The organism is Janibacter sp. GS2 (assembly GCF_051200835.1).
Lineage (GTDB): Bacteria > Actinomycetota > Actinomycetes > Actinomycetales > Dermatophilaceae > Janibacter.
Genome location: NZ_CP195161.1, coordinates 1,508,145 through 1,525,059, shown reverse-complemented (window position 1 = coordinate 1,525,059; position 16,915 = coordinate 1,508,145). Strand labels below are relative to the sequence as shown.

21 protein-coding genes are annotated in these 16,915 nt (G+C 69.7%); 3 read left to right on the top strand and 18 right to left on the bottom strand.

Annotated features, from left to right (window positions below):
• Positions 1 to 2: 2 nt before the first annotated feature.
• Positions 3 to 473: a histidine phosphatase family protein gene (locus ACR9E9_RS07490; protein WP_435203220.1), complete on the bottom strand. Its 471-nt coding sequence runs from the start codon at positions 471 to 473 to the stop codon at positions 3 to 5.
• Between the two features lie 109 nt (positions 474 to 582).
• Here ACR9E9_RS07490 and ACR9E9_RS07485 point away from each other — a divergent pair, with 109 nt between their 5' ends.
• Positions 583 to 1,008, top strand: coding sequence for an NfeD family protein (locus ACR9E9_RS07485; protein ID WP_435203218.1), 426 nt, complete (start codon positions 583 to 585; stop codon positions 1,006 to 1,008).
• Entirely contained in the window at positions 1,008 to 1,814 is an 807-nt protein-coding gene (locus tag ACR9E9_RS07480; RefSeq protein ID WP_435203216.1) for a slipin family protein, read from the top strand. Before ACR9E9_RS07485 ends, ACR9E9_RS07480 begins: the two co-directional genes overlap by 1 nt.
• Before the next feature lie 49 nt (positions 1,815 to 1,863).
• On the opposite strand, the gene ACR9E9_RS07475 is transcribed toward ACR9E9_RS07480, so the two are convergent.
• From ACR9E9_RS07475 to ACR9E9_RS07465, 3 genes are all read right to left on the bottom strand, one after another.
• The gene (locus ACR9E9_RS07475; RefSeq protein ID WP_435203605.1) at positions 1,864 to 3,885 is read right to left on the bottom strand and encodes a protein meaA; all 2,022 of its coding nucleotides are present in this window, start codon (positions 3,883 to 3,885) and stop codon (positions 1,864 to 1,866) included.
• 13 nt (positions 3,886 to 3,898) lie between these two features.
• Positions 3,899 to 5,086: a DUF418 domain-containing protein gene (locus ACR9E9_RS07470; RefSeq protein ID WP_435203214.1), complete on the bottom strand. Its 1,188-nt coding sequence runs from the start codon at positions 5,084 to 5,086 to the stop codon at positions 3,899 to 3,901.
• A gap of 66 nt (positions 5,087 to 5,152) precedes the next feature.
• Positions 5,153 to 5,506, bottom strand: coding sequence for an STAS domain-containing protein (locus ACR9E9_RS07465; RefSeq protein WP_435203212.1), 354 nt, complete (start codon positions 5,504 to 5,506; stop codon positions 5,153 to 5,155).
• A 160-nt stretch (positions 5,507 to 5,666) separates the two neighbouring features.
• On the opposite strand from ACR9E9_RS07465, the gene ACR9E9_RS07460 reads away from it, so the two are divergent.
• Positions 5,667 to 6,296: a cob(I)yrinic acid a,c-diamide adenosyltransferase gene (locus tag ACR9E9_RS07460; protein ID WP_435203210.1), complete on the top strand. Its 630-nt coding sequence runs from the start codon at positions 5,667 to 5,669 to the stop codon at positions 6,294 to 6,296.
• 6 nt (positions 6,297 to 6,302) lie between these two features.
• On the opposite strand, the gene ACR9E9_RS07455 is transcribed toward ACR9E9_RS07460, so the two are convergent.
• The 14 genes from ACR9E9_RS07455 to ACR9E9_RS07390 form a co-directional block, all read right to left on the bottom strand.
• Positions 6,303 to 6,734, bottom strand: a complete 432-nt coding sequence (locus ACR9E9_RS07455; protein WP_435203208.1) for a DUF2550 family protein — start codon at positions 6,732 to 6,734, stop codon at positions 6,303 to 6,305.
• Between the two features lie 8 nt (positions 6,735 to 6,742).
• Positions 6,743 to 7,009: a F0F1 ATP synthase subunit epsilon gene (locus tag ACR9E9_RS07450; protein WP_435203206.1), complete on the bottom strand. Its 267-nt coding sequence runs from the start codon at positions 7,007 to 7,009 to the stop codon at positions 6,743 to 6,745.
• Positions 7,010 to 7,082: 73 nt separating this feature from the next.
• Positions 7,083 to 7,565 carry a DUF2752 domain-containing protein gene (locus ACR9E9_RS07445; RefSeq protein WP_435203204.1) on the bottom strand — a complete coding sequence of 161 codons (483 nt, stop codon included), beginning with the start codon at positions 7,563 to 7,565 and terminating at the stop codon, positions 7,083 to 7,085.
• Positions 7,562 to 7,981 (bottom strand): NINE protein, encoded by a 420-nt coding sequence (locus ACR9E9_RS07440; RefSeq protein WP_435203202.1) that lies wholly within the window; start codon positions 7,979 to 7,981, stop codon positions 7,562 to 7,564. The genes ACR9E9_RS07445 and ACR9E9_RS07440 overlap by 4 nt, the downstream gene beginning before the upstream one ends.
• 114 nt (positions 7,982 to 8,095) lie before the next feature.
• Positions 8,096 to 9,550 (bottom strand): F0F1 ATP synthase subunit beta, encoded by a 1,455-nt coding sequence (atpD, locus tag ACR9E9_RS07435; RefSeq protein WP_435203200.1) that lies wholly within the window; start codon positions 9,548 to 9,550, stop codon positions 8,096 to 8,098.
• An 18-nt stretch (positions 9,551 to 9,568) separates the two neighbouring features.
• Positions 9,569 to 10,471 carry a F0F1 ATP synthase subunit gamma gene (locus ACR9E9_RS07430; protein ID WP_435203198.1) on the bottom strand — a complete coding sequence of 301 codons (903 nt, stop codon included), beginning with the start codon at positions 10,469 to 10,471 and terminating at the stop codon, positions 9,569 to 9,571.
• Positions 10,472 to 10,592: 121 nt separating this feature from the next.
• Complete coding sequence (gene atpA, locus ACR9E9_RS07425; RefSeq protein ID WP_435203197.1) at positions 10,593 to 12,230, bottom strand: F0F1 ATP synthase subunit alpha; 1,638 nt, start codon at positions 12,228 to 12,230, stop codon at positions 10,593 to 10,595.
• A 73-nt stretch (positions 12,231 to 12,303) separates the two neighbouring features.
• Positions 12,304 to 13,113 (bottom strand): F0F1 ATP synthase subunit delta, encoded by an 810-nt coding sequence (locus tag ACR9E9_RS07420; RefSeq protein WP_435203196.1) that lies wholly within the window; start codon positions 13,111 to 13,113, stop codon positions 12,304 to 12,306.
• Positions 13,113 to 13,709, bottom strand: coding sequence for a F0F1 ATP synthase subunit B (locus ACR9E9_RS07415; RefSeq protein ID WP_435203195.1), 597 nt, complete (start codon positions 13,707 to 13,709; stop codon positions 13,113 to 13,115). The genes ACR9E9_RS07420 and ACR9E9_RS07415 overlap by 1 nt, the downstream gene beginning before the upstream one ends.
• A 49-nt stretch (positions 13,710 to 13,758) precedes the next feature.
• Positions 13,759 to 13,968 (bottom strand): F0F1 ATP synthase subunit C, encoded by a 210-nt coding sequence (locus ACR9E9_RS07410; RefSeq protein ID WP_435203603.1) that lies wholly within the window; start codon positions 13,966 to 13,968, stop codon positions 13,759 to 13,761.
• 91 nt (positions 13,969 to 14,059) lie between these two features.
• Positions 14,060 to 14,869, bottom strand: coding sequence for a F0F1 ATP synthase subunit A (atpB, locus tag ACR9E9_RS07405; protein WP_435203194.1), 810 nt, complete (start codon positions 14,867 to 14,869; stop codon positions 14,060 to 14,062).
• Positions 14,866 to 15,249: an AtpZ/AtpI family protein gene (locus tag ACR9E9_RS07400; protein ID WP_435203192.1), complete on the bottom strand. Its 384-nt coding sequence runs from the start codon at positions 15,247 to 15,249 to the stop codon at positions 14,866 to 14,868. Before ACR9E9_RS07400 ends, atpB begins: the two co-directional genes overlap by 4 nt.
• Positions 15,246 to 15,665: a hypothetical protein gene (locus tag ACR9E9_RS07395; protein WP_435203190.1), complete on the bottom strand. Its 420-nt coding sequence runs from the start codon at positions 15,663 to 15,665 to the stop codon at positions 15,246 to 15,248. Before ACR9E9_RS07395 ends, ACR9E9_RS07400 begins: the two co-directional genes overlap by 4 nt.
• A 110-nt stretch (positions 15,666 to 15,775) precedes the next feature.
• Positions 15,776 to 16,912 carry an MraY family glycosyltransferase gene (locus tag ACR9E9_RS07390; protein WP_435203188.1) on the bottom strand — a complete coding sequence of 379 codons (1,137 nt, stop codon included), beginning with the start codon at positions 16,910 to 16,912 and terminating at the stop codon, positions 15,776 to 15,778.
• Positions 16,913 to 16,915: the final 3 nt, after the last annotated feature.

Genomic DNA, 16,915 nt, shown 5'->3' with positions numbered 1-16,915 from the left:
GATCACCGCTCACCGGGCCGTGGCGCGCGACCCGGCCAGCTGAGGATCCGTATCCCGTCGGCATCGACGTCGACGCGGGCGGCGAGGGCGGGCGGCAGCTGGTCGGCGGTGCGGGCACCCGGTGGGACCGTGTCGGCGAGCGCGAGCAGCGCCACCGCCATGACCCGCGGATGGCTGAAGACGAGGACACCCTCTCCGCGGTGGGCATCGGAGAGCTCCTCCAGCGCGTCCCGACAGCGCGCCAGCACCGCGCCCTCCTCCTCGTCGTCGCCGATCTCCTCGAGTCCGGCGACGACGCCGACCGGCAGGTCGAGCACCTCGGCGGCGATCCCGGCACAGGCCCGTGCCTCCGGGCACGTGGAGCTCGCCACCTCGACGAGCTGGTCCGAGCGCAGCGACTCCGCGAGCGCGCGCACGCCCGCCGAGCCCCCGGTGCTGGCCACGAGGAGCGTCGCGGGGCAGTGCAGCGCCATGCGCCCAGCGTAGGGCGGCCCGCCCCAGAACGGCCCCGTCGGCCCCGTGTACCGCCCGCCTCGCCGACTAGTGTGGAGTGACAGCAGCCGCGTCGACCAGGAGTGAGGCATGGCAGCGAGTCAGCTCGACGGGAGCGGTCGTGGTCCGGTCCGACAGGACCTGGACCTGGGGGACGTGCTGTCCCGGATCGCCGACGAGCTCGGGCTGGGGTGGGGAACCGTGCTGGGCCTGGTCGTCCCCACGCTGCTCGTCCTGGTCGTCGGCGTGACCCTGACGGTGCTGCTGTGGCGGCGCACGCGCGGGGCCCCGTCGAACAGCACGGGCGCCGACCTCTTCGAGGGTCGGGTCGTCACGGTGACGACCGCGCAGGGATCCCGCGGGCAGGCCTTCGTCGAGGGCAGCTGGTGGGCGGTCCGCACCACCGGTGCGACCCTGCAGGTCGGGCAGGAGGTGCGGGTGCGGGCCGTGGACGGACTCGTGCTGCTCGTCGAGGATCCAGACATGCACACAACACGCGACGAAGGGGAGATGTGATGTACAGCAGCCTGATCGGAGTGGTGATCGCCGTCCTGGTGGTGGCCATCGCGGTACGGATGGCCGTCAAGGTCCTGTCGGAGTACGAACGCGCCGTGGTCTTCCGGCTGGGGCGCATCCAGGAGCCGAAGGGCCCGGGCGTCGTCCTCGTCGCCCCGTTCGCGGACCGGGTGCAGCGGATCGACCTGCGTACCCACACCTACGACGTCGCGCCGCAGGACCTGATCACGCGTGACAACGTCACGGTGCAGGTCAACGCGGTGACCTACTACAACGTCGTGGACCCCGTCCGCGCGGTGGTGGCCATCGAGGACTACCAGGTGGGCACCCAGCAGGTCGCGCAGACGACCTTGCGCAGCATCATCGGCCAGGTCAGTCTGGATGACCTGCTGACCAAGCGCGAGGACATCAATCAGCGCCTCCAGCAGATCATCGACGACGTGACCAACCCGTGGGGGGTCAAGGTCACGATCGTCGAGGTCAAGGACGTCCTGCTCCCCGAGAGCATGCGACGGGCCATGGCGCGTCAGGCGGAGTCCGAGCGGGACCGTCGGGCCAAGGTCATCCACGCCATCGGCGAGCAGGAGGCGGCGGAGAACCTCGCCAAGGCCGCGGAGGTCATGGAGGCGCACCCGGCCGCCATGCACCTGCGCACCCTCTCCTCCATGCTGGAGCTGGGAGCCGAGCAGAACTCCACCGTCGTCTTCCCCCTGCCGATGGAGCTGCTGCGCCTCTTCGAGGCCGTGGGCCAGCACGCTCAGCGCGACACCACCACCGCCCCGGAGCCACCCCCTTCGCCGGAGTGAGCAAGACCCGCCCGGGTCGATGTCTGACCGAGCGTCCGGACGCTCGCGATCACATCGACCCGGCGGGGGCCGCGAGAGCAGCCAGGCCGCGCTGCTCGCGGATGATGTCGAGGAAGCGACCCATGATGTCGTTGAGCCCGAAGTCCTTCGGGGTGAAGACCTCGGCCACGCCCATCTCCTTCAGGCGCGCGGCGTCGGACTCGGGGATGATCCCGCCGACGATGACCGGGATGTCACCGGCTCCCTGTGCCCGCAGGCCCTCGAGGATGTCGGGGACGAGCTCCATGTGCGAGCCGGAGAGGATGGAGACGCCGACGAGGTGCACGTCCTCCGCGACGGCGGCCGAGACGATCTGGTCGGGCGTGAGGCGGATGCCCTGGTAGACGACCTCGAAGCCCGCATCCCGGGCCCGCACGGCGATCTGCTCGGCGCCGTTGGAGTGACCGTCCAGCCCGGGCTTGCCGACGAGGACCCGCAGCTTCTCGCCGAGCTCCTCCCCCGTCTGCGTCACCCGCTGGCGGACGGCCGCGAGCTCCGCGGAGCCACCGTCGGCGACGCCGACGGAGCCGGAGACGCCGGTCGGGGCGCGGAACTCGCCGAAGACCTCCCGCAGCGCCTGCGCCCACTCGCCGACGGTGACGCCGGCGCGGGCGCACTCGATGGAGGCCTCCATGAGGTTGTCCTCGGTCGCCGCCAGCTCCTGCAGGCGCGCCAGCGAGTCCGACGCCGCGGCGGCGCGCTGCGGGTCGGAGTCGCGCTCGGTGCGCCAGGCCCGGACCGCCTCGATGGCCTTGGCCTCGACGTCGGCGTCCACGGTCTGGATCGCCGTGCCGAGGTCGGCGGTCAGCGGGTTCGGCTCGGTGGTCTCGAAGGTGTTCACCCCGACGACGAGGTCCTCTCCCGCCTCGATGCGCTGGCGGCGAAGGGAGTGGCTCGCCACGAGGGCATTCTTCATGTAGCCCGACTCGACGGCGGGCACGGCGCCGCCCATGTCCTGGATGCGGTCGATCTCGGCCTTGGCGCCCTCGACCAGCTCGGCGACCTTGGCCTCGACGACCGGCGAGCCGGCGAAGAGGTCGTCGTACTCGAGCAGGTCGGACTCGAAGGCGAGCACCTGCTGCAGGCGCAGCGCCCACTGCTGGTCCCACGGGCGGGGCAGGCCGAGCGCCTCGTTCCACGCCGGGAGCTGCACCGCGCGGGCGCGGGCGTCCTTGCTCAGCGTCACGGCGAGCATCTCCAGGACGATGCGCTGGACGTTGTTCTCCGGCTGGGCCTCGGTCAGACCGAGGCTGTTGACCTGCACCCCGTAGCGGAAGCGACGCTGCTTGGGGTCGGTGACGCCGTAGCGCTCACGGGTGATCTCGTCCCACAGCTCGACGAAGGCGCGCATCTTGCACATCTCCTCGACGAAGCGCACACCGGCGTTGACGAAGAAGGAGATCCGGGCGACGACCGTGCCGAACTCCTCCTCGGGCACGCGGCCCGAGTCACGCACCGCGTCGAGCACCGCGAGCGCGGTGGACATCGAGTAGGCGATCTCCTGGACGGGCGTCGCCCCGGCCTCCTGCAGGTGGTAGCTGCAGATGTTGATCGGGTTCCACTTGGGGATCTCGCTCACCGTGTGGGTGACCATGTCGGTGATCAGCCGCATCGAGGGCGCGGGCGGGAAGACGTAGGTCCCCCGGCTGAGGTACTCCTTGATGATGTCGTTCTGCGTCGTGCCGGCGAGCCGCGTCCGCACCTCGGCGGGGCCCTGGCCGGAGGCCTCGCCCTGCTCCTCGGCAGCGACCTGGTACATCGCGAGCATGTACATCGCGACGGAGTTGATGGTCATCGACGTGTTCATCTCGTCGAGCGGGATCTGGTCGAAGAGGCGGCGCATGTCGCCGATATGGCTGATCGGGACGCCGACCTTGCCGACCTCTCCGCGGCTGAGCACGTGGTCCGGGTCGTAGCCGGTCTGCGTCGGCAGGTCGAAGGCCACGGAGAGCCCGGTCTGCCCCTTGGCGAGGTTGCGTCGGTACAACTCGTTGGACGCGGCGGCGCTCGAGTGCCCGGCGTAGGTGCGCATCACCCACGGGCGGTCACGATTCGGGCGCGTCGCCTCTGCTGCTGGGGTGGGGGGATCGATGCTCTCGGCCATGGTGGCAAGGTACCGGTGCGCGGCCGTCGGGCGCAGTGTCGCCCGCGGTGAATGACGCCACACCGTCGCGGTCCGCTCGGCCGATCGGGTCGGTGACCAGTGCCATGAGCCGCTCGATCGGCCCCTTCCCCAGCAGGCTCCACCAGAGCCAGCAGGCGAGGACCGTGCCGACGAGGACCCCGCTCGCGAGCAGCAGCCAGTCCTCACGGATCTGCGGCCAGGCGATCGTGCCCAGCACGAAGGCGATGAGCGCGACGTGCAGGACGTACGCCGTCAGCGCCAGCGCTCCGACCGCTCGCACCGGTGCGAGCGCCGTGACGAAGGGCGTCGCGGCCGGCCACCGGGCGAGCAGGACGAGCACGCCGAAGGCCCCGGCCGCGAGGGTGAGGTCGAGCAGGGCGTCCGGCACGCTCCCCGAGACGTGCCCGGGTCCACCGACCCCCTTCCCCGCGAGCTGGAGGGCCACGACGGCCACGCCCGCGACCACCCCCGTGAGGAGTGCCGCGAGCGCGGCCCGGCGCTGCAGACCCACCCGGGCGAGCACCACCCCGATGAGCACGAAGGGGAGCAGGCTGACCATCCGGTAGTGGGGCGAGAGGAGGAGCCACTGCAGCACCTGGTCCAGCCACGCCCGGGAGGTCACCCGGGACGGGTCGAGGGCGCCACGCGCGGCGGCGTTGACGAAGGGGCCCACGACGAAGGTCACCGCGGCGACCCCGGTCAGCGTCGGGAGCGGCAGCAGGGCCAGCGGCGCGGCCACGACGAGCGTGGCGCCGAGCGACATCAGGACGATGGCGATGAGGGAGTACAGCTGCTCGAGCGCGATGCCGATGGCGATGACGATCAGGCCGCGGACGAGATTGCGCAGGACGAAGGTCGTCCCCGTCACCGGGTGTCGTCGTCGGGTGAGCACGATGCCGGAGGACACGCCCATGATGAGCGCGAAGAGCGGGGAGGCGACGTTGTTGATCAGGCCGAGCGCGAGCGTCACCGCCCCGGAGGTCTCCGGCACCCAGATCGTCACGTGCGCGATGACCATGCACACGACCGCCACACCACGCACGAGGTCGACGGCGGTGTCACGTCCGGTGTCCCAGGGCAGGGTGCGGGACGGGGGCGCAACGGCCACGGGCTACCTCCGGTCGGGATGGTGGTGACCGCAGTCTAGGAGCGTTGCCGGGGCACCGCGCGCCGGTCAGCCGACGGCGACGTTGCGACCGGGCGTGCGATCCGACGCCGCGTCGTGGAGCAGGCGTGCGAGCCCGGCCCGCCGCAGCAGCCGGGAGGTCCGCTCGTCCGCTCCGGTGTACCGCAGACGACGCCCCGCCCGGGTGGCGCGCGCGTGCGCCCCGAGCAGGGTGGCAAAACCGACCTGGTCGACGACCGTCGACGCGGTGAGGTCGACGAGGACGAGGCCACTCCCGTCGCGCAGGACGGCGACGAGCTCCTGGCGCAGGTCGGCGCTGTGTCCGATGTCGAAGGGCACGCCCACCCGCACGCGGGTGGTCCCCTCGTCGCCCACGGACGTCAGCGCGGTCAGTGCGCTCATTCTCGTCACCTGCTTCCCCTGCTGCTCAAGCCGTGTGACCAGTGTGACGTGGGTCGCCCGCGATCGCTCGCACCCGGCCATCACAATGCGATCACGCGTCACCCCCCGATCGGTCAGGCCCACGCCACCCCGCGGTCAGGATGCCTGCGACGATGGCCGCATGGTCAATCTCACGAGGATCTACACCCGCACCGGCGACGAGGGCACTACTGCGCTCGGGGACTTCAGCCGCACCCACAAGACGGACTCCCGGCTGCAGGCCTATGCCGACTCCAACGAGGCCAATGCGGTGATCGGCGTGGCCATCGCCACGGGTGCCCTGCCGGAGCCCGTCGCCGCGACGTTGACCCGCGTGCAGAACGACCTCTTCGACCTCGGGGCCGACCTGTCCACTCCCCTGCTGGAGCATCCCCAGTACCCGCCACTGCGGGTCAAGCAGCAGTGGATCGACGAGCTCGAGGCCGACTGCGACCACTACCTCGAGCAGGTCGAGCCGCTGCGCTCCTTCATCCTCCCGGGTGGGACCGCCGCCTCCGCGCATCTGCACCACGCGACGACGGTGGTCCGTCGGGCCGAGCGGTCGGCCTGGGCGGCGCGCGAGGAGTACGGCGAGGAGGTGGCCGGTGAGCGAGGCGTCGGCGGGGTGAACCCCCTGACGACGACCTACCTCAACCGGCTGTCGGATCTGCTCTTCATCCTCGCCCGCGTGGCCAACCTGTCGATCGGCGGGGACGTCCTGTGGCAGCCGGGAGGCGGGCGCGAGGAGCGTCCGCAGCGCACGAAGGGCTGATGCCGCTCAGGTGACGTTGACGTTGTGGCCGGGTGGTGCCGACTCGAGCCACGAGCGCAGCGCGGGATAGATCTTCGGCTCGACGGCGAGGTCGACGATGGGCCCCGACTCCCCCGACAGGCCCACGGAGACCGCCGCGGCCAGGCCGGGGATCGAGACCGACTCCGGGGCCGGGGTGGAGATGTCCAGACCCTCGCGGGCCCAGGACTTCGTCGGGCTCGTGCTCATGCCCGCGACGCTGAACCAGTCGAGGTGATGCGCTCCGAGACGCAGCAACCCGAGCCGCCATCGAGGCGACCCGGGCAACCGGACGGCGCAGGGACTCACGGGTCCGTGGGCGGCGAGCGCGCGGCGACGCAGCCACAGCAGCACCAGCCACAGCACGATGGTCAGGCACCCTGCCAGGAGGAGGACCTCCACCACCTGCAGGGCTGACATGGGTGCGGTCAGGCCTTGGCCGGGGACTGGACGGTCTCTGCCACGATCGTGACGTTGTCGTGGTCGACCGACAGGAAGCCACCATCGATCGTCGCCGTCTGGTCACCGTCCGTGGCGTGGATGACGACGTCACCCTCGATGAGGACGCCGAGCAGCGGGGTGTGTCCCGGCAGGATGCCGATCTCCCCCTCGCTGCTGCGGGCTCGGACCATGCTGGCCTCTCCGGACCACACCTTGCGGTCGGCGGCGACGAGTTCAACCTTGAGGGAGCTCACTGAAGGGTCCTTCGATCTCGGGGAGCGTGCAGGAACCATCGTATCCCGCGCCGTGACGGGCTCGGTGCCCGCCTCAGGAGAGCACGAGCGAGAAGTAGTCCTGACCCATGCCGAGGCTGATCATCCGGACGACGGAGTAGCCCATCCACACGACGATGAGGGCCAGCAGCCATCGCGGATTGACCAGCTCCAGGATGCGCTCGGGCCGGCGTCGACGCACGAGCGAATAGGCCACGAAGCCGACGAGGCCGGCTGCGGTGGCCATACCGACCGGCCCGAAGAGGTTGTACTCGAAGGCGGCCAGCACGTCGCCGTGCGCCAGGTGCACCCACGACCGGGTCATGCCGCACCCCGGGCAGGGGAGGCCGAAGAAGATCCGCATGAGGCACGTCGGGTCGCCGGAGTCGACGGAGGACACCGGCCACGCTCGGGCGACGACCAGTCCGACGAGGCTGACCGTGGCCAGGACGAGCACGACGACCCGCTCGCCGAGGGCCACCCCCTTGGCGAGATGGACCGTGCGCTCGTGCTGCTGCGGCGGTGCCAGCTGGGTCATCGCAGTGGCCGCCCGTCGACGTCGACCATCTTGCGGGTGACGACGAGGATGACGTCGATGATCGTCCAGATGCCCATGCCGCCACAGGTGACGAGCTTGAGGATGCCGAGACCGATCTGGCCGAGGTAGAAGCGATCGACGCCCAGGCTCCCGACGAAGATCGACAGCAGCAGGGTCGTCATCCACTCCCGGCTGGAGAAGAGCCCGGGCACCTGGCCGGCCGGGAACCAGTTCTGCTGGCCGTCGACCCGCACCGGGGTCTCGCCCTTGAGCTGACCGCTCACCGCCATGCCGGCCAGGTCGGTGAGCACGTACGGGCCGTGCTGCTGACCCATGACGCTGAGGTAGAAGCGATCACCACCCGGCTGCCCGTGCGGCGGGTGGTGCTGGAGGCTGTCATCCCCGGGAGTGCTCATGGCGGCCAGTGTAGATGCCCCACCGCTCCCCGAGGGGGACACCCGGCCGAGACGACGCAGCGGCCGCTCCCTTCGTCGGGCGAAGGGAGCGGCCGCGGGTCGTGCAGGCGGTGATCAGAGGTTCTTCTGGATCTCCGCCCACTGACGCTCGACGTCGTCGAGGCCACCACACATGAAGAAGGCCTGCTCGGAGACGTGGTCGTACTCCCCGTCACAGATCTTGGTGAACGCCTCGATCGTGTCCGGCAGCGACACGGTCGACCCCTCGAGGCCGGTGAACTGCTTGGCGACATAGGTGTTCTGCGAGAGGAAGCGCTGGATGCGGCGTGCCCGGTTGACGACGATCTTGTCCTCCTCGGACAGCTCGTCGATACCGAGGATCGCGATGATGTCCTGCAGCTCCTTGTTCTTCTGCAGGATCGACTTCACGCGGACCGCGGTGTTGTAGTGGTCCTCCGCGATGTATCGACGGTCGAGGATGCGACTGGTCGAGGTGAGCGGGTCCACGGCCGGGTAGATGCCCATCGAGGCGATCTCACGGTTGAGCTCGGTCGTCGCGTCGAGGTGGGCGAAGGTCGTCGCCGGGGCCGGGTCCGTGTAGTCATCGGCCGGCACGTAGATCGCCTGCATCGAGGTGATCGAGTGACCACGCGTGGAGGTGATCCGCTCCTGGAGCGTGCCCATCTCGTCGGCGAGCGTGGGCTGGTACCCCACGGCAGAGGGCATCCGGCCCAGCAGGGTGGAGACCTCCTGGCCGGCCTGGGTAAAGCGGAAGATGTTGTCGATGAAGAGCAGGACGTCCTGGTTCTGCACGTCGCGGAAGTACTCCGCCATCGTCAGGGCCGACAGGGCGACCCGCAGTCGCGTGCCCGGCGGCTCGTCCATCTGGCCGAAGACCAGTGCGGTCTGACCCAGGACGCCGGCCTCTTCCATCTCGACCATGAGGTCATTGCCCTCACGGGTGCGCTCGCCGACACCGGCAAAGACGGAGACACCGCCGTGGTTGCGGGCAACTCGGGCGATCATCTCCTGGATGAGCACGGTCTTGCCGACACCGGCACCACCGAAGAGGCCGATCTTGCCACCCTGCACGTAGGGGGTGAGCAGGTCGATGACCTTGATACCGGTCTCGAACATCGCGGTCTTCGACTCGAGCTGGTCGAAGGGCGGAGCCTGGCGGTGGATGCCCCAGCGCTCGTTGACCTCGAGGGTCTCGCCCTCCTTGAGGTTCAGGCAGGCGCCGGTGGCGTTGAAGACCTTGCCGAGGGTGACGTCACCGACGGGAACGGTGATCGGGCCGCCGGTGTCCTGCACGGCAGCGCCGCGGACGACGCCGTCGGTCGGCTGCAGGGAGATCGCGCGGACCATGTTGTCGCCGATGTGCTGGGCGACCTCGAGGTTGAGGGTGCGGGTGTCCCCGTCCAGGGTCACCTCGGTGGTGAGCAGGTTGTACTGCTCGGGCATGGTGTCGGGCCCGAACTCGACGTCGACGACCGGGCCGATGACGCGCGCGAGGCGCCCGACCCCGCCTGCGGTGGGGGTGTTCTCTTCGGTGACGGTGGCAGTCATGGGGTTCTCTCTACCTTCTCACTTGGACTCGGCCAGGGCGGTGGCGCCGCCGACGATCTCGGAGATTTCCTGGGTGATCTCGGCCTGGCGGGCCTGGTTGGCCAACCGGGTGTACTTCTTGATGAGCTCCTCGGCGTTGTCGGTCGCCGACTTCATGGCGCGCTGTCGCGCCGCGAGCTCGGAGGCGGCCGCCTGCAGGAGGCAGTTGAAGATGCGCGCGTTGACGTAGCGCGGCAGCAGGGTGTCGAGCAGCTCCTCGCCGCTCGGCTCGAACTCGTACAGCGGAAGCAGCTCGTCCTCGTCACCGGGCTCCTCGACGCCCTCGACGACCTCCAGGGGAAGCAGTCGAATGACCTCGGGGTCCTGGGTGACCATCGAGACGAAGTGCGTGTAGACGACGTGGACCTCGTCCACGCCACCCTCCTCGGCGTCCCGAGAGAAGTCGGCCACGAGCCGCTCGCCGATCTCGCGGGCGTTCTCGAAGGACGGCTTCTCGGAGCTGCCCGTCCACTCCGCCGCGTACTCGCGCTTGCGGAAGGAGTAGAAGGAGACCGCGCGTCGACCGACGAGGTAGGGCACGACCTCCTTGCCCTCATCACGCAGGGAGGCGGCAACCCGCTCCCCCTCCTTGAGGACCTTCGAGTTGTAGCCGCCCGCCAGGCCACGGTCGGCCGCGATGACGACGAGCGCTGCGCGCTTGACGTTCTCCGGCTCGGTGGTCAGCGGGTGGTCCTCATCCGAGTACGTCGCGACGGCCGAGGCCGCGCGGGTCAGCGCGCGGGCATACGGCGTGGACTCACGCACGGCCTGCTGCGCCCGGACGACACGCGAGGCCGCCATGAGCTCCATGGCGCGCGTGATCTTCTTGGTCGCACTGACGGACCGGATGCGCTGCCGGTACTCCCGGATCTGCGCTCCCATGTGCTTCCGCCTCTCTGGTGGGTCGTGGTCGACTGGTGGTCATCGGCTCCAGGCCGATGCCGCTGCCTGGTCTGGTGCTGTCACCGGCCGGGCACCGTGGTGGCGCCCGACCGGCAGTGGGTCAGCGCTTCTTCTTGACGATCTGGACCTGCTCGGACTCCTGCGCGTCCTCGCCCGACTCCTCCTCGGCCTCGACCGGCGCGTTGTCCGGGTCGGTCGGCGCGAAGGTCTCGCGGAAGCTCGCGATCTCGGTCTCGAGGGCCTGGATGGTCGAGTCCTCGAACTTGCCGGACTCCTGGATGCCGTTGAGCAGGTCCTGCTTGTTGCGACGCAGGTGGTCGAGGAACTCGGCCTCGAAGCGACGCACGTCCTCGACCGCGATCGCGTCGAGCTCGCCGGTCGTGCCCGCCCAGATCGAGACGACCTGCTCCGGCACCGGGTAGGGGTCGGCCTGTCGCTGCTTGAGCAGCTCGACGAGGCGAGCGCCTCGCGCCAGCTGCTGCTTGGACGCCGGGTCGAGGTCCGAGGCGAACATGGCGAAGGCCTCGAGCGCGCGGTACTGCGCGAGGTCGAGCTTGAGTCGTCCGGAGACCGACTTCAGCGCCTTGGTCTGCGCGGCGGAGCCCACTCGGGAGACCGAGACACCCACGTCGATGGCGGGCCGGACGTCCGAGTTGAACAGGTCGGCCTGCAGGTAGATCTGACCGTCGGTGATGGAGATGACGTTGGTCGGGATGTACGCCGAGACGTCACCGGCCTTCGTCTCGATGATCGGCAGACCGGTCATCGACCCGGCGCCCAGCTCGTCGGAGAGCTTGGCGCACCGCTCGAGCATCCGCGAGTGCAGGTAGAAGACGTCACCCGGGTAGGCCTCGCGGCCCGGCGGGCGGCGCAGCAGCAACGACATCGAGCGGTAGGCCTCGGCCTGCTTGCTCAGGTCGTCGAAGACGATGAGGACGTGCTTGCCCTGGTACATCCAGTGCTGGCCGATGGCCGAGCCGGTGAACGGGGCGAGGTACTTGAAGCCGGCGGCGTCGGACGCGGGGGCCGCGACGATCGTCGTGTACTCCATCGCGCCGGCCTCTTCGAGCGTGCCCTTGACCGCCGCGATGGTCGAGCCCTTCTGACCGATCGCGACGTAGATGCAGCGGACCTGCTTCTCCGGGTCCTCGGTCTCCCAGAACTGCTTCTGGTTGATGATCGTGTCGACCGCGACCGTGGTCTTGCCGGTCTGGCGGTCACCGATGATCAGCTGACGCTGCCCGCGACCGATGGGGGTCATGGCGTCGACCGCCTTCAGCCCCGTCTGCAGCGGCTGGTGGACCGACTTGCGGTCGACGACGCTGGGCGCCTGGAGCTCGAGGGCGCGACGCTCCGCGGACTCGATCTCGCCCATGCCGTCGATCGGCTGACCGAGCGGGTTGACCACGCGGCCGAGGAAGTTGTCACCCACGGGGACCGAGAGGACCTCTCCGGTGCGCTTGACCTCCTGGCCCTCCTCGATCTTGGAGTAGTCGCCGAGGACGACGACACCGATCTCGTGGACGTCGAGGTTGAGCGCGAGGCCGAGGGTGCCGTCCTCGAACTCGAGCAGCTCGTTGGTCATGGCCGAGGGCAGGCCCTCGATGTGGGCGATGCCGTCACCGGCGTCGGTGACGCGGCCGACCTCTTCGCGGGAGGCCGCGCCCGGGTTGTAGGACTGCACGTAGCCGTCCAGGGCGTCCCGGATCTCCTCCGGACGGATCGAAAGCTCCGTCATGGTGTCTTCTCCTCGTTGCCGGCCGTGGTGGGGGCCGAATAAGTGGTCTGCATGATGGGTCTGAGCACGCGGCTCAGCTGGCCAGGTGGCGCTTCGCCTCGTCGAGGCGTCGCAGGACGGTCCCGTCGACGACCTCGTCGCCGATCTGGACCCGGATCCCGCCGATGACGTCCTCGTCGTGGACGACCTGCAGCAGGACGGGCTTGCCGTAGATCTTCTGCAGCGCGCCGGAAAGACGAGTGCGCTGCTCGTCGGTGAGGTCCACGGCGGTGGTCACGACCGCCGTGAACTGCTGACGACGCTCGGCGGCGATGTCGAGGTAGCCCTCGATCGCCGTGTCGAAACGACGGCCCCGCGGTGCGAGCACCGCCTGGCGGGCCAGCCGGACCGTCTCCGGCCGCGCCTTGCCCTGCAGGAGGGTGGCCACGAGCTCGGCCTTGCCTGCAGCATCGCCCTGGCGGTTGCCCAAGGCGTCCCGCAGCTCGACGGTGCCCGCGACGAGACGCTCGAAGCGGAAGAGCTCGTCCTCGACCTGGTCGATCGCCGTGGCGTCGGCGGCCCCCTGGAGGGCGGCTTCGACGGCGAACTGCTCCAGCGTGTCGGTGAGGTCACGCTCCTGTGCCCATCGCTGCGCGACGAGGCTCCCCACGATGCCGACGACGTCCTGGGAGACCTTGCCGCCGAGCACCTGGGTGGCCAGGGCGGTCTTGTCCGAGCCCTCACGCGAGGGGTCGGCGACGGCCCGACGCAGGGTCGGGTTGTCGTCGAGCAGTCCGGTCACGGCGAAGAGCTCGTCCGCCACGACGGCCGGGTCACCGGTCGTCAGGGCCGACTCGAGGGCCGGACGACCCTCGATCACGGCAGCGCGGGAGGAGCCTCGCATCAGACGCCACCCTGCCGGGACTGTCCGACCTTCTCGGGCTGGACCCGGCCCGACTCCAGCTCCGCGAGGAAGCCGTCGATCAGACCCTGTCGGCTCGAGGAGTCCTGCAGCTCGTGTCCCACGATGCGACCGGCGAGGTCGGTCGAGAGGCGACCCACCTCACCGCGCAGGGAGACGGCGGCCTGCTGGCGCTCGGCCTCGATCTGCTTGTGCGCCGACTCGGTGATGCGGCTGGCCTCGTCCTGGGCCTGACCGCGCATCTCCGCGACGATGGCCGCGCCCTCGGCGCGGGCGTCCTCGCGGATCTTCGCTGCCTCGGCGCGAGCCTCGGCCAGCTGGGCCTCGTATTGGGCCTTGGCGGCCTCGGCCTCGGCCTGGGCGTTCTCGGCCTGGGCGATGCCACCCTCGATCGCGGCGTGGCGCTCGGCATAGGCCTTCTCGAGGTTCGGGGCCACGTACTTCGCAACAACGAAGTAGAGGATCGCGAACATGACGAGCCCGAAGACGAGCTCCTCGAGGTGCGGGATGAGCGGCATGCTCTCCCCGGTGGCCGCCGCGAGACCCACGACCGACGAGGCGGTTGCGGTGATGTGCACGGGGTACTCCTAGTGACTGGTGCCGTTGACGGAAGCCGTTGCCGGCGAATCAGAGGACGAAGGCGAGCACCAGACCGAAGATCGCGAGCGCCTCGGCGAGGGCGAAGCCGAGGATGGCGATCGGCTGCAGGAGGTTGCGGGCCTCGGGCTGACGGGCGACACCGTTGATGTAGGCAGCGAAGATCAGGCCCACGGCGATGGCGGGGCCGATGGCGGAGAGGCCGTAACCGATGAGGTTGAGCGAGCCGTCCATGTTGATTCCTCTTTCGTGTTTCTGTGATCCGCCGCGAGGGCATCTCGCGGGGAAGTTCTGGTCGGGGCTATGAAGTTGTGGGTCGGGCGACCGACGGTCAGTGCTCGTCGGCGACGGCGCCGGCGATGTAGCTGGCGGTCAGGAGGGTGAAGACGAAGGCCTGGAGGAACTGCACCAGGATCTCGAAGATGACCATGACGCCGGCCATGAGGAAGGTCGGCAGGGACAGGGCCTGCATGAGCACGCCGTCGCCGTGGAGGAGGAAGTACACCCCTCCGGTGACGAAGAGGTAGATGACCATGTGGCCGGCGAACATGTTGCCGAAGAGTCGCAGCGCCAGCGTCAGCGGACGGGTGACGAAGTACGTCATCACCTCGAGGAGGAAGACGAAGGGGACGATCCAGCTCGGCAGGCCCGGGGGCACCATGTGCTTGAAGTAGCCGGCGAAACCCATCCGCTGGAAGCCGATCCAGTGGTAGACCACGAAGACGACGAGCGTCAGGGCGATGGGGAAGGCGATCTTGCCGTTGACCGGGTTCATCGACAGGAAGAAGGACCCGGCGAAGTTGTAGAAGAGCACCATCGTGAAGAGCGTCACGAGGAGCGGCACGAACCGGGCGAACTCCTTCGTCCCGATCATGTCCCGGGCGACGGAGTTGCGCGGGAAGTTGTAGAAGCCCTCGAAGAGCCACTGGCCCTTGCTCGGGACGACGGCCGCGCGCTTGCTCAGCAGGACCATGACGACGGAGAGCGCCGCGGTGATGATCGCGGCCCAGGCCATCTGGTTGGTGACCGTGAGGGGGCCGACCTCGAAGAGCGGCTGCCAGAAGATCTCCGGCGTCGGGGGCTGATAACTCTCCCCGCCACCGGCAGCCGGCAGCGTGGGAGCGAGCGCAGTCGGGGTCACTGAATCTCCTCGTTGTGTGGCGCGGCAGCGCGCGTCGACCCGTGGTCAGGGTGGTCGGTCGTGGGTGCCTGGGACGTACCGTATCGGAGCCAGATGATGTAGAGCGACAGTCCCATCCCGGCGAGGATCCCCACGGCGACGAAAAGGGTCACACCCAGCCAGCGGTCGACCAACCAGCCGAGGCCACCGAAGAGCAGCGGGCCGGTGATGAGGTACGCGAGGACGGTCGAGCCCATGGCATCGGCCTGGGCCGTGGGATTGGGTCGGCTCGTGTCGTGGGCATAGCGCTCACCGGCAGCGGCGATCTGCTCGGGACTGGACAGGGCCTTGGTCACGAGTCGGGGGGTGCGCCCCGTCGTGCGGCGAGCAACGGCGCTCATGCGTGACCACCCTGGGGGTAGATCACGTGGCGGGCGCGCACGTAGCCGGTGAGCTGGCCGACCTGGAGCAGCACGGTGGCGACGACCGTGGACGCCGCCGTGACCGCCCCGTCGAGCCAGGACATCTCGCGCAGCACCATGATGGCGGCGACGAGGACGATCAGCTGGCCGAGGTAGACGACCCCGGCCGCGGCCATGGAGGCGCCCGTGTCGCCGGCGACGACGGCGGTGATGGCCACGAGGCCGATGAGGATGACGATGAAGGCGAGGAGGGCCCCGGCCAGCGCACTCAGGGCGCCGTCGGCCCCCTTCGCCATGGCCCCCACCGAGGTGAGCACGGCGGTCCCGGCGACGCCGGCGACCAGCACGCCACGTCGCATGCCCTGCACGGGGCTGCGGCGGGAAGTCGTCGTCATCGGCTCACTTCGGGACGGGAGCAGCAACTGCTCTACGGGGCGGACTCGGCGGTCCTGCGGGCGCTTGTGAAAGTTTACACAAGCGCCCCGGGGGCGACCAATCGAGCACCTCAGGCGTCGAGACGGCGGCCCGAGCTGTCGAACTCCTTGGGTCGGTGACCGGGCAGGGAGAAGCGCGGCAACCAGGTCGTGAGCGCGGCGGCGACGACGAGCATGGCCACTCCCCCGGCGGCGGCGATGAGGGGCGGCACGAAGACGAAGCTCACCGCGCCCATCGCGACCACACCCGCCCACAGCCACAGCAGGAGCACCGCACGCCGGTGGCCGTGGCCGATCTGCAGCATCCGGTGGTGCAGGTGCTGGCTGTCCGCGTGCCACGGGCGTTGGCCCCGCGCCGTGCGGCGCACCACGGCCCAGACGACGTCGAGCAGCGGCAGCAGCATGATCGAGATCGGGACGAGCAGCGGGAGCACGGTCGCCGCGACCTGGTTGGCGCTGACCTGCTCGGGGTTGATCTGGCCGACGTTGAGGATCGTCGCCACGGCGAGCAGCAGCCCCAGCGTCAGCGCCCCGGAGTCCCCCATGAACAGCCGCGCCGGGAAGACGTTGTGCGGCAGGAAGCCCAGGCAGCTGCCGGCCAGGGCCGCCGAGACGAAGGTCGCGGAGGAGAAGACGTTCGGCGGCGCGTAGCTGCCCGAGATGAGGTAGCTGTAGATGAAGAAGGCGATCGCCGCGATCGCCACCAGACCCGCGGCGAGCCCGTCGAGGCCGTCGATGAAGTTCACCGCGTTGATGCACAGGACGACGACGAAGATCGTCATGAGCACGAGCAGGGGCGCCGGCAGCACGGTGACGGTGCCCAGCGGCAGCGAGAAGAACTGGACGCCGGCGAAGGCGATGATCGCGGCAGCGACGAGCTGGCCGGCGAGCTTGGTCAGCGCGTCGAGCTCTCGCACGTCGTCGATCGCCCCGACGAGGCAGACGACGCCCGCGCCGACGAGGACGCCCACGAGCTCCCCGGTCTCGAAGACCTGCCGGAGGAAGGGCATCCGCCACGCCACGAGGGTCGCCGCGGCATAGCCGACGAACATCGCGACCCCGCCCAGGCGCGGGACCGGGGTGACGTTGACGTCCCGCTCCCGCACCTCGGTGAAGGCCCCGACCCTGACGGCCAGGCTCCGCATGAGCGGGACGCAGACGTAGGTCGTCACGAGCGCGATGAGGAAGACGTAGACGTACTCCCTCATCCG

Excerpts from the sequence above, each read along its gene's own strand:
- ACR9E9_RS07440 (WP_435203202.1), bottom strand. The coding sequence starts at position 7,981 with ATGAGCACTCCCGGGGATGACAGCCTCCAGCACCACCCGCCGCACGGG.
- ACR9E9_RS07480 (WP_435203216.1), top strand. The coding sequence starts at position 1,008 with ATGTACAGCAGCCTGATCGGAGTGGTGATCGCCGTCCTGGTGGTGGCC.
- ACR9E9_RS07395 (WP_435203190.1), bottom strand. The coding sequence starts at position 15,665 with ATGACGACGACTTCCCGCCGCAGCCCCGTGCAGGGCATGCGACGTGGC.
- ACR9E9_RS07400 (WP_435203192.1), bottom strand. The coding sequence starts at position 15,249 with ATGAGCGCCGTTGCTCGCCGCACGACGGGGCGCACCCCCCGACTCGTG.
- ACR9E9_RS07490 (WP_435203220.1), bottom strand. The coding sequence starts at position 473 with ATGGCGCTGCACTGCCCCGCGACGCTCCTCGTGGCCAGCACCGGGGGC.
- ACR9E9_RS07485 (WP_435203218.1), top strand. The coding sequence starts at position 583 with ATGGCAGCGAGTCAGCTCGACGGGAGCGGTCGTGGTCCGGTCCGACAG.
- ACR9E9_RS07465 (WP_435203212.1), bottom strand. The coding sequence starts at position 5,506 with ATGAGCGCACTGACCGCGCTGACGTCCGTGGGCGACGAGGGGACCACC.
- atpA (WP_435203197.1), bottom strand. The coding sequence starts at position 12,230 with ATGACGGAGCTTTCGATCCGTCCGGAGGAGATCCGGGACGCCCTGGAC.
- ACR9E9_RS07475 (WP_435203605.1), bottom strand. The coding sequence starts at position 3,885 with ATGCGCACCTACGCCGGGCACTCGAGCGCCGCCGCGTCCAACGAGTTG.
- ACR9E9_RS07420 (WP_435203196.1), bottom strand. The coding sequence starts at position 13,113 with ATGCGAGGCTCCTCCCGCGCTGCCGTGATCGAGGGTCGTCCGGCCCTC.
- ACR9E9_RS07445 (WP_435203204.1), bottom strand. The coding sequence starts at position 7,565 with ATGACCCAGCTGGCACCGCCGCAGCAGCACGAGCGCACGGTCCATCTC.
- ACR9E9_RS07460 (WP_435203210.1), top strand. The coding sequence starts at position 5,667 with ATGGTCAATCTCACGAGGATCTACACCCGCACCGGCGACGAGGGCACT.
- atpD (WP_435203200.1), bottom strand. The coding sequence starts at position 9,550 with ATGACTGCCACCGTCACCGAAGAGAACACCCCCACCGCAGGCGGGGTC.
- ACR9E9_RS07455 (WP_435203208.1), bottom strand. The coding sequence starts at position 6,734 with ATGTCAGCCCTGCAGGTGGTGGAGGTCCTCCTCCTGGCAGGGTGCCTG.
- ACR9E9_RS07430 (WP_435203198.1), bottom strand. The coding sequence starts at position 10,471 with ATGGGAGCGCAGATCCGGGAGTACCGGCAGCGCATCCGGTCCGTCAGT.
- ACR9E9_RS07390 (WP_435203188.1), bottom strand. The coding sequence starts at position 16,912 with ATGAGGGAGTACGTCTACGTCTTCCTCATCGCGCTCGTGACGACCTAC.